13 protein-coding genes are annotated in these 14,087 nt (G+C 75.1%); 11 read left to right on the forward strand and 2 right to left on the reverse strand.

Annotated features, from left to right (window positions below):
• Window positions 1-139: 139 nt before the first annotated feature.
• Window positions 140-1,093, forward strand: a complete 954-nt coding sequence (locus tag QPK52_RS22355) for a DUF2510 domain-containing protein (RefSeq protein ID WP_410540442.1) — start codon at window positions 140-142, stop codon at window positions 1,091-1,093.
• A gap of 72 nt (window positions 1,094-1,165) precedes the next feature.
• Here the strand turns inward: QPK52_RS22355 and QPK52_RS22360 are convergent, their stop codons facing one another.
• On the reverse strand, window positions 1,166-2,380 hold the full coding sequence (locus QPK52_RS22360) for an amino acid deaminase/aldolase (protein WP_410539241.1): 1,215 nt from the start codon (window positions 2,378-2,380) through the stop codon (window positions 1,166-1,168).
• A gap of 433 nt (window positions 2,381-2,813) precedes the next feature.
• Here QPK52_RS22360 and QPK52_RS22365 point away from each other — a divergent pair, with 433 nt between their 5' ends.
• From QPK52_RS22365 to QPK52_RS22375, 3 genes are read left to right on the forward strand one after another with little or no spacing between them, the layout of a single operon-like run.
• Window positions 2,814-3,566, forward strand: coding sequence for a hypothetical protein (locus QPK52_RS22365; protein WP_410539242.1), 753 nt, complete (start codon window positions 2,814-2,816; stop codon window positions 3,564-3,566).
• Window positions 3,563-4,825, forward strand: coding sequence for a type VII secretion-associated serine protease mycosin (gene mycP, locus QPK52_RS22370; RefSeq protein WP_410539243.1), 1,263 nt, complete (start codon window positions 3,563-3,565; stop codon window positions 4,823-4,825). Before QPK52_RS22365 ends, mycP begins: the two co-directional genes overlap by 4 nt.
• A gap of 22 nt (window positions 4,826-4,847) precedes the next feature.
• On the forward strand, window positions 4,848-5,588 hold the full coding sequence (locus tag QPK52_RS22375; RefSeq protein ID WP_410539244.1) for an SseB family protein: 741 nt from the start codon (window positions 4,848-4,850) through the stop codon (window positions 5,586-5,588).
• 85 nt (window positions 5,589-5,673) lie between these two features.
• On the opposite strand, the gene QPK52_RS22380 is transcribed toward QPK52_RS22375, so the two are convergent.
• A complete protein-coding gene (locus QPK52_RS22380; RefSeq protein ID WP_093662589.1) occupies window positions 5,674-5,991 on the reverse strand; it encodes a DUF1844 domain-containing protein in 318 nt (105 codons plus the stop codon).
• 500 nt (window positions 5,992-6,491) lie between these two features.
• Between QPK52_RS22380 and infC the strand changes: the two genes are divergently transcribed.
• The 7 genes from infC (at window position 6,492) to pheT (ending at window position 13,955) form a co-directional block, all read left to right on the forward strand.
• Window positions 6,492-7,106 (forward strand): translation initiation factor IF-3, encoded by a 615-nt coding sequence (gene infC / locus QPK52_RS22385; protein ID WP_093662397.1) that lies wholly within the window; start codon window positions 6,492-6,494, stop codon window positions 7,104-7,106.
• A gap of 137 nt (window positions 7,107-7,243) precedes the next feature.
• Complete coding sequence (gene rpmI, locus QPK52_RS22390) at window positions 7,244-7,438, forward strand: 50S ribosomal protein L35 (RefSeq protein WP_093850868.1); 195 nt, start codon at window positions 7,244-7,246, stop codon at window positions 7,436-7,438.
• A gap of 137 nt (window positions 7,439-7,575) precedes the next feature.
• The gene (gene rplT / locus QPK52_RS22395; RefSeq protein ID WP_093662401.1) at window positions 7,576-7,959 is read left to right on the forward strand and encodes a 50S ribosomal protein L20; all 384 of its coding nucleotides are present in this window, start codon (window positions 7,576-7,578) and stop codon (window positions 7,957-7,959) included.
• 127 nt (window positions 7,960-8,086) lie between these two features.
• The gene (locus QPK52_RS22400; protein ID WP_410539245.1) at window positions 8,087-8,944 is read left to right on the forward strand and encodes a TrmH family RNA methyltransferase; all 858 of its coding nucleotides are present in this window, start codon (window positions 8,087-8,089) and stop codon (window positions 8,942-8,944) included.
• A 39-nt stretch (window positions 8,945-8,983) separates the two neighbouring features.
• Window positions 8,984-10,144: an ATP-binding protein gene (locus QPK52_RS22405; protein ID WP_410539246.1), complete on the forward strand. Its 1,161-nt coding sequence runs from the start codon at window positions 8,984-8,986 to the stop codon at window positions 10,142-10,144.
• A 176-nt stretch (window positions 10,145-10,320) separates the two neighbouring features.
• Window positions 10,321-11,448 carry a phenylalanine--tRNA ligase subunit alpha gene (gene pheS, locus QPK52_RS22410; protein WP_093662407.1) on the forward strand — a complete coding sequence of 376 codons (1,128 nt, stop codon included), beginning with the start codon at window positions 10,321-10,323 and terminating at the stop codon, window positions 11,446-11,448.
• Entirely contained in the window at window positions 11,448-13,955 is a 2,508-nt protein-coding gene (gene pheT / locus QPK52_RS22415) for a phenylalanine--tRNA ligase subunit beta (RefSeq protein ID WP_410539247.1), read from the forward strand. Before pheS ends, pheT begins: the two co-directional genes overlap by 1 nt.
• The last annotated feature ends 132 nt before the right edge of the window (window positions 13,956-14,087 follow it).

The following is a 14,087-nucleotide window of genomic DNA, read 5'->3' on the forward strand; positions in this document are numbered from 1 at the left end:
CGCCGCGGCCCCGGCCCGCCGGCGCCGCCGAACCCCCGGCGGACGGCGGCATGCCGGGACGCACGTCACCCCGCCGCGGCCGCTGGGGGCGCACCGGCCCTCCCGGGCGCCGGTTGCCGCTACTGTGCACGCCGTGAGCATGACGACACCGCCCGGCTGGTACGCGGACCCCGGGCACACGGGTCCAGGCCCGGCGCCGGAGCGCTGGTGGGACGGATCGGCCTGGACCGAACACACCCGGACCACCGGCGCCGGCACCCACGACACGTACACCCCGTACGGCGCCGGGGACACGTACACCCCGTACGGCCGGACGGCCCCCCTCCCGCGGGATCCGGAGGCGCGGCCCTCGCGCGGCCCGCTGGTGGCCGCCGTCATAGCCGTCGCGCTCGTGGTGAGCGCGCTTCTGGCGGGAGGACTGCTCCTGCTCGGCGGCTCCGGCGGTTCCGGCGACCACCGGGCGCGGCCCGACGCCACCGCCGGCGCGGGCGAGACGCCCGGCGGGCAGCCGGAGGGAGGGCCGGAAGAGGAGGAACCGGACGAGGACCCGGGAGGGAAGGCGGACGACGACACCCCCGGCACCGCGGTCGACCGCGTCAACGGCGTCAGCGTCCCCGTCCCCGAGGGCTGGAACGAGGCGGAGACCGACAGCGGGATCTGGCTGTCCTCCGGCTCCTACCCCTGCCCCGGGGACACCTCCCTCACCTGCGTCCGCGCCGGGGTCTCCCTGCGGCCCGCCGACGACCTCACCGGGGCGGGCCCGCGGGCGATGGCCGAGGCGGACGTCGCCCGCAACGCCGAGGAGTCCTACGACGCCAAGGGCTACGGCGGGATCGAGGAGCACGAGGTGGTCGCCTCCGGCGAGGTCACCGTCGCGGGGCAGAAGGGCCACCGGGTGCGCTGGCGGATCGCCAACGAGCTCGAGCCCGACGCGTACGTGGAGTCCGTCGTCTTCCCCGCCCCCGACGGCAGCGGCCGGATGCTGGTGATGCGCCTGGGCTTCGACATCCACGCCGAGGCCCCGGACCCCGGCGAGATGGACCGGATCGTGGCGGGCGTCCGCGCCGCCGGCGGCCCCGGCATGGAGATCTGAGCCCGGCCCTCCCGCCCCCGGCACGGCGGGTGCCCGGATGCGGGAGGGCCGGGGAGCGCAAGTCCGGGTGGTTCAGAGGAAGGTGCGGCCCTCGCCGCGGTAAGTCGGCACCGTCGCCGCCACCCGGTCGCCCTCGACCAGGTGCAGTGCCGCGAAGCGCTCGCACAGCTCCCCGGCCTTGGCGTGCCGGAACCACACCTTGTCGCCGATCAGCAGGTCGTCGGCGGGCGGTCCGAGCAGCGGCGTCTGCACCTCGCCCGGCCCCTCCGCCGGGTCGTAGCGCAGCCCGGCAGGCAGATACGGCACCGGCAGCCGGTCCCGGCCCGCCGCGCCGGAGGCCGGGTAGCCGCCGCCGAGCACCGTCACCACGCCCACCCCGGGCCGCCGCACCACCGGCTGCGCGAACAGTGCCGCGGGGCGGCCGGAGAACGAGGTGTAGTTGTCGAACAGCCGGGGCATCAGCAGCCCCGAGCCCGCGGCGATCTCGGTGACCGCCTCCTCGGCGGCGGTGTGCTGCACGCTCCCGGTTCCGCCGCCGTTGACGAACTCCAGGTCCGGCGCCACCGCCCGCACCGCGCGTACCGCCGCCGCGCGCCGCTGGGCCAGCTCGCGCCGCGCGGCCGACTGCATCAGCCGTACCGCCCGCGCGCGCAGCGGGCGCCCGGGAGGGGCGTCGCCCACGCCCGCGATGTGCCCCTCGTACGCCATCAGCCCCACCAGCCGGAAGCCGGGCCGGCGCGCCACCGACCGGGCCAGATCGGCCAGTTGGGCGGGGGAGTGCAGCGGCGAGCGCCGCGCGCCGATCCGTACCCGGCCGCCCAGCAGCCACAGCGAGGTGTCCAGCTCCAGGCAGACCCGGATCTCCTCGCGCCCGCCGCCGCGGGCGGCGTCGATCAGGGCGAGCTGCGCGGGGTCGTCGACCATCACCGTCACGGCCGCGGCCAGCTTCGGGTCGGAGGCCAGCTCGGCGTAACCGGCCCGGTCCGCCGACGGATAGGCGAGCAGGACGTCGCCGAACCCGCAGCGGGCCAGCCACAGCGACTCGGCGAGCGTGAAGCCCATGACCCCGGCGAACCCCTCCCGCGCCAGCGCGCGTTCCAGCAGGGCACGGCAGCGTACGGACTTGCTGGCCACGCGGACGGGCTTGCCGCCGGCGCGGCGCACCAGATCGGCGGCGTTGGCGTCGAACGCCGCCAGATCGACGACGGCGAGCGGCGCGTCGAGATGGGCGGTGGCCCGGTCGTAGCGGGCCCGTTCGGCTGCGGGATCAGCGGTCGCGTCGAACACCCTGGCAGCTTGCCAGAGCCCACCGGGCCCGGGACAGACCCGGTGGCGGCGACGCGGGCCCTCCGCCCCGGTCCGGGCCCCGCGCGGAGACCGGGACGCGGGTTGCCGCCACCGTGCCGGATCCCCGTAGAGTGACGCGCACACCACCGTCGGCCGCTGGTCAGCGGTGTGATGTCCCGATACCAACCGGCCTGCCCCGAAAGGGACTCGACGGGGCGGCACAGAACACGAGGGGGTGCCGGTGAGCACTGAGGCCGACCCGGTCCGGGCTCCGCTCCCACCCGTCGTACCACCGCGGCCCGCCCTGCCGCCGAGGGCCCCCCGGACCGCGGCCGCCGCGCCGCCGATAGCGACGGGACCGCCGCCACCGAGGTTCGCGGTCCCCCTGGTGTATCCGGGCGAGCCGGTCGCCGCCGCGGGGCCGGAACGGCGCGTGCGCGGTCCGTTCCGCACCGCCGCAGCGGCCGTCTGCCTCGTCCTGGGCTTCGGGCTGCTGGGTGGAGCCGCCGCCGGGACCTGGCTCACCGGGGACTCCGGTGAGCGCCCTGCGGCCGACTACGCCGAGGCGCGCTCGCTGTGGCACGAGATACCCGTCGACACGCTCTTCCCCCCGACCCTGCACGGCAAGGGGGCCGGGCCGGGGCGCGCCGACCGGCGCTGGACCCGGGTGGCGGTCGCCCCCGACGCCGACTGCCGCAACGCCTTCGACCCCCTGCTGGCCCAGGCCCTCTCCCCGGCCGGCTGCGAACGGCTGCTGCGCGCCACGTACACGGACGAGACCGGCAGCGGCGTCACCACGGTCGGGCTGCTGTTCACCGAGGCCGACGAGAAGGGCATGCGCGCCCTGCGCGAGCGGTTCGACGAGGACGACCTCGAACTGCGTGCCGATCTGATGCCCCGTCCGTACGCGGCGCGCGGCACCGCCGCGGCCCGTTTCGGCGACGCCCAGCGCGCGAGCTGGACGATCCGGCCGCTCACCGACGCCCCCGTGGTGGTCTACACCGTCTCCGGCTTCGCCGACGGCCGTACCGTCGGCGACCCGCAGCCGGCCTCCGAGGCCGTTCTGGAGGACCAGACCACCGCACCCGCCCAGGCGGGCCTCGGCCACGACGCCCGCGGCATCGCCGACCGTGTCGAGCGCGGCCTGCGCCGCATCGTCGCCCAGGGAACCGGACAGGACCGATGAACACGACCGGCCTCCCCGCCCCCGCGAACCCCCCGCGAGCCCGCCGCGCCCGCCCCGCCGCCGCGCTGCTCTCCGCGCTGTCGGCGCTCGCGGTGCTCTGCGCCTCCCTGCTGCTGACCGCGCCCGCCGCGCACGCCGACGAGGTGCGCGACCGGCAGTGGGGACTGGACGCGGTGGGCGCGCGCGACGCCTGGAACACCACCAGGGGCCAGGGCGTCACCGTCGCCGTGCTCGACACCGGCGTCGACGCCGGCCACCCCGACCTGCGCGGCCGGGTGCTGAAGGGCAGGGACCTCATCGGCTTCGGGGCCCGCCGGGGCGACGAGCACTGGGCCCGGCACGGCACCGCGATGGCCGGGATCATCGCCGGGCGCGGCCACGGCCCCGGCGACTCCGAGGGGGTCCTCGGAGTCGCACCCGAGGCGCGGATCCTGCCCGTGCGCGTCCTGCTGGAGGACGGCGACCCGCAGCGCAAGAAGGCCCGGGAGGAGCGCGGCGAGGCGCTGGCCGAGGGCATCCGCTGGGCCGCCGACCAGGGCGCCGACGTCATCAACCTCTCGCTCGGCGACGACAGCGCCTCCGCCCACCCCGACCCGGCCGAGGACGCCGCCGTCCGCTACGCGCTGGCCAAGGGCTCGGTGGTGGTCGCCTCCGCGGGCAACGGCGGGGAGGACGGCGACCGGGCCTCCTATCCGGCCGCCTACCCCGGCGTGATCGCCGTGACCGCCGTGGACCGCGACGGCCGGCGCGCCCCCTTCTCCACACGCCGCTGGTACGCCACCGTCAGCGCCCCCGGCGACGACGTGATCATCACCTACCCCGACCGCGAGTACTACGAGGGCTGGGGGACCAGCGCCGCCGCCGCCTTCGTCTCCGGCTGCGTGGCCCTGGTGCGGGCCGCCCACCCCGACCTCAGCCCGGCGCAGGTCAAGGAGCTGATCGCGCAGACCGCCCGGAACACTCCGCCCGGCGGGCGCAGCGACGACCTGGGCAGCGGCATCGTCGACCCGGCCGCCGCCATCGAACTGGGCGCGAACGTCGAACCGCGGCGGCAGCAACCGGTGGCCGAGGCGTATCCGGAGGAGTACTTCGGCGCGGGACCGGCCCCCGGGCGCGGGTACGGCGGCAGACTGGCGCCCGCCGCCGCGGTCGCCGGCCTGCTGCTGGTGGTCTGCGCCGTACTGCTGTACCGGGGCGACCGCCCGGCGGAGCGGTTCGGAGGGCGGACCGGGGAGCGGGCCGGGGGGCACGCCGTCTGACCCGGGCGGATACCCTCGAGGCGTGGCGCTCAAGAACATCCCCGATCCCGGCTTCGCCGGCGACGACGGCTCGGCCGACCCCGCACTCGCCCGGGCGCTGGCCGCCTGGGCACAGGACCGCACCGCCGAACCGGAGGTGCTGGCCGCGCTGGCGCAGGCCCGGCTTCTGGTGCCGGTGGTCGCCGTCCTCGGCGAGGTGGAGACCGGCGAGGACGGCCTGCGCCGGGAGAAGACCAGTGACATGGCGGTGCCCACGCTCAACGCGCCGGACGGGCGGAAGGCCCTGCCGGCCTTCACCTCCACCGACAGCCTGGCCCGCTGGCGCCCGGAGGCCCGCCCGGTCGCCGTCCCCCTGCGCCAGGCACTCCAGGCCCTCGCCCAGGAGGGCGCCGACACCCTCGTGCTGGATCTCGCCGGGCCGGTGACCTACCAGCTCACCGGCGCCGCGCTGCTGGCTCTCGCCGAGGGCCGCACCGGGACCGCCGACCCGCTGGACGACCCGGCCGTCGCCGAGGCGCTGCGCACGGTGCTGGCCGCCGAGCCCGCGGTGAGCGCCGCCCGGCTGGGCCCCGGACGCGGCACCGACGGCGTACTGGCCCTGCGCCTGGACCCGGCCGCGCCGCCGCGCGAGACCGCCGGGCGGGTGGCCGCCGCGCTCGCGGCGGACGAGACGCTCCGCGCGCGTCTGGTGCGCGGTCTGGACCTGGCCCTGCTGCCGCCGGAGGGGGCCCTGCCGGGGCGCCCGCTGTACGACCGCGACTGAAACCCTACGACCCCGGCCGAGCCGCGAGGCCGCGCGACCGAGTCGTGAGGCCGCGGCCGTGCCGGACGCCCGGGGCCGGCGGGTCTCAGCCGATGACCGGGCCGGTGAACTTCTCGCCCGGGCCCTGGCCCGGCTCGTCCGGCACCGCGGACGCCTCGCGGAAGGCGAGCTGGAGCGACTTCAGCCCGTCGCGCAGCGGAGCCGCGTGGTAGGAGCCGATCTCGGTGGCGGCGGCGGTCACCAGCCCGGCCAGCGCCTGGATCAGCTTGCGCGCCTCGTCCAGGTCCTTGTGGTCCTCGCCGCCCTCGGCCAGGCCGAGATTGACCGCGGCCGAACTCATCAGGTGGACCGCGACCGTGGTGATCACCTCGACCGCGGGCACGTCCGCGATGTCGCGGGTCATCGTCTCGAAGTCGGCCGCCGCTCCGGCCTCTCCGGCGGCGCCGGAGGAGGGGGAGGGGGTGCCGCTGTCGTCGCTCATCGTTCTCCGCTTCCTGCTGGTCGGGTGCGCTCCAGCCTAGGTCCCGTCCCGTCGCGCGCGTGCACGACGGGACGGGGAGGAACTTCTCCGCGACCCTGCTATGCTGGTATATCGACCGGCCGGACCACGTTCCCGACGTGGTCGCCGGGTGACCGCCCAGGTGGTTCACCCGGATGATCCGCGCAGAGCGCGTTCCGGCCCGCAAGTGGAGGCTCCGAAGCTCCCACCCGACCGACCCCCGGGTCGGCGGGTCACAGGTCAGGCTGCGCCCCGCGGTGTATCGCGGCGGTGCTCCCGGTCAATGAGGAGCCCCGCCTGCGTCCCGTCCGGGGCGTTCTCGCGTTCCGGCTCGGTGGTCGTACCGAACGCAACCGTGCGCGGCTGTCCGCCAGGCATCCGCGTGGCGCAACCGAGGAGGCCCCATCAGCGCCGAGCCCCGCATCAACGACCGGATTCGCGTCCCCGAGGTGCGACTCGTCGGTCCCAGTGGCGAGCAGGTCGGCATCGTGCCGCTTGCCAAGGCCCTGGAGCTTGCCCAGGAGTACGACCTCGACCTGGTCGAGGTCGCGGCGAACGCCCGTCCGCCGGTGTGCAAGCTCATGGACTACGGAAAGTTCAAGTACGAGTCGGCCATGAAGGCCCGTGAGGCGCGCAAGAACCAGGCGCACACGGTCATCAAGGAGATGAAGCTCCGGCCGAAGATCGATCCGCACGACTACGACACCAAGAAGGGTCACGTCGTCCGGTTCCTCAAGCAGGGGGACAAGGTCAAGATCACGATCATGTTCCGCGGTCGTGAGCAGTCCCGTCCCGAGCTGGGCTACCGGCTGCTCCAGCGCCTCGCGGAGGACGTCCAGGACCTGGGCTTCGTCGAGTCGAACCCCAAGCAGGACGGCCGGAACATGATCATGGTTCTCGGTCCGCACAAGAAGAAGACCGAGGCGATGGCCGAGGCCCGTGAGGCGCAGGCCGCCCGCAAGGCGGAGCGCCAGCAGCAGGGGAACGCAGCCCCTGCCGAGGAGCGCGCCGAGGCATGATCCGGCGGCCGCGGAACCGGCCGCCAGGTCACACGGGCCCCTTCCCGGGCCCGGACAGCAACCGAAACAGCTGACGCCGCCGTGCGCCGGCCCACGGGCCGGCGGGGCGGCGCCACCGACGAGGAGAGTACGGCGACATGCCGAAGAACAAGACGCACAGTGGTGCGAGCAAGCGCTTCAAGATCACCGGCTCCGGCAAGGTGATGCGCCAGCGCGCCGGCCGCCGCCACCTTCTCGAGCACAAGCCGTCCACGCTGACGCGCCGCCTTGCCGGCAAGACCGAGATGGCCCCGGCCGACGCCAAGAAGATCAAGAAGCTTCTCGGCAAGTGAGCCGGCCGCCCGCCGGTCCCCGTGACCGGCCGGGCGCAGGACACCGGACACCGGTACCCCATCGAACCTTCGGGCCGACGGCGCCGTAGCACGGCAGCCGGACCACCACACCGGCCCCGCGACAAGGAGTAATTCACGTGGCACGCGTCAAGCGGGCGGTCAACGCCCACAAGAAGCGCCGGGCGATCCTCGAGCAGGCCAGCGGTTACCGCGGTCAGCGCTCCCGCCTGTACCGCAAGGCGAAGGAGCAGGTCACCCACTCCCTCGTCTACAACTACAACGACCGCAAGCGCCGCAAGGGCGACTTCCGGCAGCTGTGGATCCAGCGGATCAACGCCGGCGCCCGCGCCAACGGCATGACCTACAACCGCTTCATCCAGGGTCTGAAGGCCGCCGAGGTCGAGGTGGACCGCAAGATCCTGGCGGACCTCGCGGTCAACGACCCGAACGCGTTCGCCGCGCTGGTCGAGGTGGCCCAGAAGGCGCTGCCGAGCGACGTCAACGCCCCCAAGGCCGCCTGACGACGGCACGGGACGTCAACGGACCCGCGGGCCATCGAGCCCGCGGGTCCGGTCGTTTGCCCCGGCCCGCCCGGCCGTCCAGTCTCCCCGCCCGCCGAGAAGCCCCGAGAAGCGAGAACGCCGCGCCATGGCCGCCGCCCCGGAACTGACCTCCCCGCGCTCCCCGCGCGTCATCGCCGTCCGGCGGCTGGCCCGCCGCAACACCCGCGGCAAGGAGCGCCGCTTCCTCGCCGAAGGGCCCCAGGCCGTACGCGAGGCGGTCGGCCACCGCAGCGACGGCGAGCCCACGCTCACCGAGCTGTTCACCACCCCCGAGGCCGCCGAGCGGCACGCCGACATCGTCGCCGCCGCCCGCGCCGCCGGGGCCCGCGTCCGCACCGCCACCGACGAGGTGATCGCGGAGCTGTCGCAGACCGTCACCCCGCAGGGACTGGTCGGGATCTGCCGCTTCCTCGACCTGCCCTTCGACCGGGTGCTGGCCGCCCGCCCGAAGCTGGTCGCCGTCCTCGCCAACGTGCGCGATCCCGGGAACGCCGGGACGGTGCTGCGCTGCGCGGACGCGGCCGGAGCCGACGCGGTGGTGCTCACCGACGCCTCGGTGGACCTGTACAACCCCAAGTCGGTACGGGCCTCCGTGGGCAGCCTCTTCCACCTGCCCGTCGCCGTCGGCGTCCCCGTGGAGCGGGCCGTGGCCGGACTGCGCGATGCGGGCGTACGGGTGCTGGCCGCCGACGGCGCGGGCGAGCACGACCTGGACACCGAGCTGGACGAGGGCCGCATGGGCGGCCCCACCGCCTGGGTCTTCGGCAACGAGGCGTGGGGGCTGCCCGAGGAGACCCGCGCACTGGCCGACGAGGTGGTGCGCGTACCCATCCACGGGCGCGCGGAGAGCCTGAACCTCGCGACCGCCGCGGCCGTGTGCCTCTACGCCTCGGCCCGTGCGCAGCGCGCACCCGGAGGGTGCCGCTGCGTCACCCCGAGCTAGTAGGGTGGCGGCCCCGGGGACCGAAGGGGGTGAACGGGAGTGGACGTGAGGACGTCCGGCGGACAGGGCGGCGAGCCGTCCGACGCGCCCGGCGCGCCCCGCACATCCCGCGCCCGTCCCGCGCGGCAGGCGCCGCCGCGGGCCGACGGCACGGGGGTGCCCCCCGACGACCTCCCCGACGGACTGGTCGTCGCCGACGCCCGCGGCCGGGTCGTCTGCTTCAACGCCGCGGCCGCCCGCATCACCGCCCTGCCCCGCGAGGACGCGCTGGGCCGCCCCGTCGAGCAGGTCCTGCCCCTGGAGGACCTGGAGGGACGCCGCTGGTGGAAGGTCACCGACCCCTACGGGGGCCTGGCCATCCGCACCGGCCAGCCCGAGCGCAACCTCTTACTCCCCGGAGGCCGGGAGGTCCTGGTCTCCGCCCGGTACGTCCGCGCCCGCCCCACCGGCCCCGTGCAACGCCTGGTGGTCTCCCTGCGCGGCACCGAGGCCCGGCGGCGCACCGAGCGCAGCCACGCCGAGCTGATCGCCACCGTCGCGCACGAACTGCGCTCGCCGCTGACCTCGGTGAAGGGCTTCACCGCGACGCTGCTCGCCAAGTGGGAGAGGTTCACCGACGACCAGAAGCGGCTGATGCTGGAGACGGTGGACGCCGACGCCGACCGCGTCACCCGGCTCATCACCGAGCTGCTGGACATCTCGCGCATCGACTCCGGGCGGCTGGAGATCCACCGCCAGCCCGTGGACATGGCCGCCGCCGTGGACCGGCACATACGGGCCCACATCGCCGCGGGCCGCCCCGAGGAGCGCTTCGCCCGCAGGATCGCCACCCCGCTCCCGCCGCTGTGGGCCGACCCCGACAAGATCGACCAGGTGCTCGGCAACCTGCTGGAAAACGCCGTGCGCCACGGCGAGGGGACGGTCACCATAGAGGTGGCACCGGCACGGACGAAGACGGGCGACGAAGGAACGGCGGTCACGGTGAGCGACGAGGGCCCCGGCATCCCCGAGGAGTCGATGAGCCGCGTCTTCACCCGCTTCTGGCGCGGCAGCAAGCGCGGCGGCACCGGCCTGGGCCTGTACATCGTCAAGGGCATCGTCGAGGCCCACGGCGGAGTGATCACGGTCGGCCGCTCCCCCGCGGGCGGCGCCGAGTTCCGATTCACCCTGCCCGCGGGCGTCCCGGCCTTCATGGCCTGAGCGGCACCCGCGGGCTCTCCGGGTCAGTAGCGATCTTCCTCGCCCCGTAGACTCGACAACCGGTACCTTCGAGCGGCCCGGGAACCGGATCCGCCGGGACACAGGGGTGCCGAAGCGCCGAAGCGGGGCGAAGCAACCAACCGAAACCACGGGCCAACCGAAAAGCACGGGAAGAGATGTCCGCACCCAACAAGTCGTACGACCCCGTAGAGGTCGAGGCACTGAAACCGGAAGAGATCGACCGGGCACGGGACGCGGCCCTCGCCGCGATCGCCGCCGCCGGCGATCTGGAGGCGCTGCGCGAGGTGAAGGCCGCCCACGCCGGCGACCGCTCGCCGCTGGCGCTGGCCAACCGCGAGATCGGCGCGCTGCCGCCGCACGCCAAGGCCGAGGCCGGCCGGCGCGTCGGCCAGGCGCGCGGCGCGGTGGGCCAGGCGCTCAAGCGGCGCCAGGAGGAGCTGGAGGCCGAGCGCGACGAGCGCGTGCTGGTCGAGGAGGCGGTGGACGTCACGCTGCCCTTCGACCGCGTCCCCGCAGGGGCCCGCCACCCGCTGACCACGCTGTCCGAGCGGATCGAGGACGTCTTCGTGGCGATGGGCTACGAGGTCGCCGAGGGGCCCGAGGCCGAGGCCGAGTGGTTCAACTTCGACGCCCTCAACATCGCCCCGGACCATCCGGCCCGCACCATGCAGGACACCTTCTTCGTCCAGGGCCCCGACGGCTCCGGAGAAGGGGAGTCGGGCGTCGTGCTGCGCACCCACACCTCGCCGGTGCAGATCCGCTCCCTGCTGGAGCGGAAGCCGCCGGTGTACGTGATCTGCCCCGGACGGGTCTACCGCACCGACGAGCTGGACGCGACCCACACCCCGGTCTTCCACCAGGTGGAACTGCTCGCCGTGGACGAGGGCCTGACCATGGCCGACCTCAAGGGCACCCTGGACCACATGGTCCGGTCCCTGTTCGGCGAGGACCTGCGCACCCGGCTCCGCCCGTCGTACTTCCCCTTCACCGAGCCGTCCGCCGAGATGGACATGGTGTGCTTCGCCTGCCGCGGCGAGTCCGTCGGCGATCCCGACCGCCCCTGCCGCACCTGCTCGTCCGAGGGCTGGATCGAGCTGGGCGGCTGCGGCATGGTCAACCCGCGGGTGCTGACCGCCTGCGGTGTGGACCCGGAGCGCTACAGCGGCTTCGCCTTCGGGTTCGGCATCGAGAGGATGCTGATGTTCCGCCACAACGTCGAGGACATGCGAGACATGGTCGAGGGTGACGTCCGGTTCACCCGGCCGTTCGGGATGGAGATCTGATGCGGGCCCCGCTTTCGTGGCTGCGGGAGTACGTCGACCTGCCGGCCGGTGAGACCGGCCGCGACGTCGCGGCGAAGCTGATCGCGGCCGGGCTGGAGGTCGAGACCGTCGAGCGGCTCGGCACCGGGATCACCGGGCCGCTGGTCGTCGGCCAGGTCCTGGCGATCGAGGAGCTGACCGGCTTCAAGAAGCCGATCCGCTACTGCCAGGTCGACGTCGGCGACGCCAACGGCACCGGCGAGCCGCAGAACATCGTCTGCGGCGCCACCAACTTCGCCGTCGGCGACAAGGTCGTGGTGATCCTGCCCGGCGGCGTGCTGCCCGGCGACTTCAGGATCGGCGCCCGCAAGACCTACGGCAGGCTGTCGGAGGGCATGATCTGCTCGGCCAGCGAGCTGGGCATGAGCGACGACCACGACGGCATCATCGTGCTCCCGCCCGAGCACGAGGTGGGCACCGACGCGATCGAGCTGCTGGAACTGGTCGACGAGGTCCTCGACATCGCCGTCACGCCCGACCGCGGCTACTGCCTGTCCATGCGCGGCATCGCCCGCGAGGCGGCCACCGCCTACGGCCTGCCGCTGCGCGACCCGGCGCTGCTGGACGTGCCCGTGCCCAACGAGCACGGCCACCCGGTGAAGATCGAGGACCGGCGCGGCTGCGACCGCTTCACGGCCCGCACGGTCACCGGTGTGCGGCCCGACGCGCGCTCCCCGATCTGGCTCCAGCGGCGGCTGCAGAAGGCCGGCATGCGCCCGATCTCCCTGGCCGTGGACATCACCAACTACGTGATGCTCGAACTCGGCCAGCCCCTGCACGCCTACGACCGCTCCCGCGTCAGCGGGGCGATCGGCGTGCGCCGGGCCCGGCCGGGGGAGAAGCTCACCACCCTCGACGGCACCAAGCGCGAGCTGCACCCCGAGGACCTGGTCATCACCGACGACAGCGGGCCGATCGGCCTGGCCGGGGTGATGGGCGGGGCCGACACCGAGATCGCCGACGCCCGGGAGGCGGCGGGCACCAGCGAGATCGTGATCGAGGCCGCGCACTTCGACCCGGTCTCCATCGCCCGCACCGCCCGCCGCCACAAGCTGTCCTCCGAGGCGTCCAGGCGCTTCGAGCGCGGGGTGGACCCGCAGGCCACCTCCGCCGCCGCCCAGCGCACCGTGGACCTGCTGGTCCTGCTGGCGGGCGGTACCGCCGAGGCGGGCGTCACCGAGATCGTCTCGCCCAGCGGCCCGCACACCATCAGGATGCGCGCCGACCACCCGGACCGGGTCGCGGGCGTGGCCTACGGCCGCGAGACCGTGGCGCGGCGCCTGCAGGACGTGGGCTGCGACGTCTACGGCACCGACGAGCTGACCGTGACCGTGCCGTCGTGGCGGCCCGACCTCACCGACCCCAACGACCTGGCCGAGGAGGTCATGCGGCTGGAGGGCTACGAGGCCCTGCCCTCCACCCTGCCGCGCCTGCCCTCGGGCCGCGGTCTGACCGAGCGGCAGCGGCTGCGCCGCAGGGTCGGGCGGGTGCTGGCCGGAGCGGGGTACGTCGAGGCGCTGAACTACCCGTTCGTCGGGGACGCCGCCTTCGACCGGCTCGGCCTGGAGCCGGACGACCCCCGCCGCCGCACCGTACGGCTGGTCAACCCGCTCTCCGACGAGGAGCCGGCGCTGCGCACCACGCTGCTGCCGGGACTGCTCGCCGCGCTGCGGCGCAACGACGGCCGCGGATCCCACGATCTGGCGCTCTTCGAGACCGGCCTGGTCTTCCGGCCCACCGGATGCGAGACCGCCGCGGTCCGGCTGCCGGTCGACCGCCGCCCGACCGACGAGGAGCTCGCCGCCCTCACCGCCGCGCTGCCCGCGCAGCCGCGCCGGGCCGCGGTCGTGCTGGCCGGCGCGCGCGAGCAGGCCGGCTGGTGGGGCAAGGGCCGCCCGGCGACCTGGGCCGATGCCGTCGAGGCGGCCCGCACCGTCGCCCGCGAGGCCGGTGTGGAGCTGGCCCTGGAGGCCGACCGGCACGCTCCCTGGCACCCGGGACGCTGCGCCGCGCTGTACGCGGGCGTCGACGGCGAGCGCACCCTGGTCGGGCACGCCGGCGAGCTGCACCCGCGCGTGATCAAGGCGATGCAGCTGCCCGCCCGCACCTGCGCCATGGAGATCGACCTCGACCTGCTGGAGCGCGCCTCCTCGGGCGCCCCGCAGGCCCCGCACGTGTCCACCTTCCCGGTGGCCACGCAGGACGTCGCCCTGGTGGTGGACGCCTCCGTCCCGGCGGCCGAGGTCGAGTCGGCGCTGCGCGAGGGCGCGGGCGAACTGCTGGAGTCGCTGCGGCTGTTCGACGTCTTCACCGGTGAGCAGCTCGGCGAGGGGAAGAAGTCCCTGGCCTACGCCCTGCGCTTCCGCGCACCCGACCGCACGCTGACGGCCGAGGAGGCCACGGCCGCCCGCGAGGCCGCCGTGGCGGCGGCGGTCGGACGCACCGGCGCGGTGCTGCGCGGCGCGTAGCGGCCCCCCGTCCGCCGCGGCCGGCCCACCCGGTACCGGCGGCGGGGAACGCCGGTGACGGAGAACGCCGACGGCGGGGCACCCCGGAAGGGTGCCCCGCCGTCGGCGTTCCCCGTGCCTGCCGGCCCGCCG

The organism is Streptomyces sp. KL2 (assembly GCF_046529545.1).
GTDB classification, from domain to species: domain Bacteria; phylum Actinomycetota; class Actinomycetes; order Streptomycetales; family Streptomycetaceae; genus Streptomyces; species Streptomyces radiopugnans.

Coding starts and splice junctions, on each gene's coding strand:
- QPK52_RS22355 (WP_410540442.1), top strand. CDS start 140: ATGACGACACCGCCCGGCTGGTACGCGGACCCCGGGCACACGGGTCCA.
- mycP (WP_410539243.1), top strand. CDS start 3,563: ATGAACACGACCGGCCTCCCCGCCCCCGCGAACCCCCCGCGAGCCCGC.
- QPK52_RS22380 (WP_093662589.1), bottom strand. CDS start 5,991: ATGACCCGCGACATCGCGGACGTGCCCGCGGTCGAGGTGATCACCACG.
- rpmI (WP_093850868.1), top strand. CDS start 7,244: ATGCCGAAGAACAAGACGCACAGTGGTGCGAGCAAGCGCTTCAAGATC.
- QPK52_RS22400 (WP_410539245.1), top strand. CDS start 8,087: ATGGCCGCCGCCCCGGAACTGACCTCCCCGCGCTCCCCGCGCGTCATC.
- pheS (WP_093662407.1), top strand. CDS start 10,321: ATGTCCGCACCCAACAAGTCGTACGACCCCGTAGAGGTCGAGGCACTG.
- pheT (WP_410539247.1), top strand. CDS start 11,448: ATGCGGGCCCCGCTTTCGTGGCTGCGGGAGTACGTCGACCTGCCGGCC.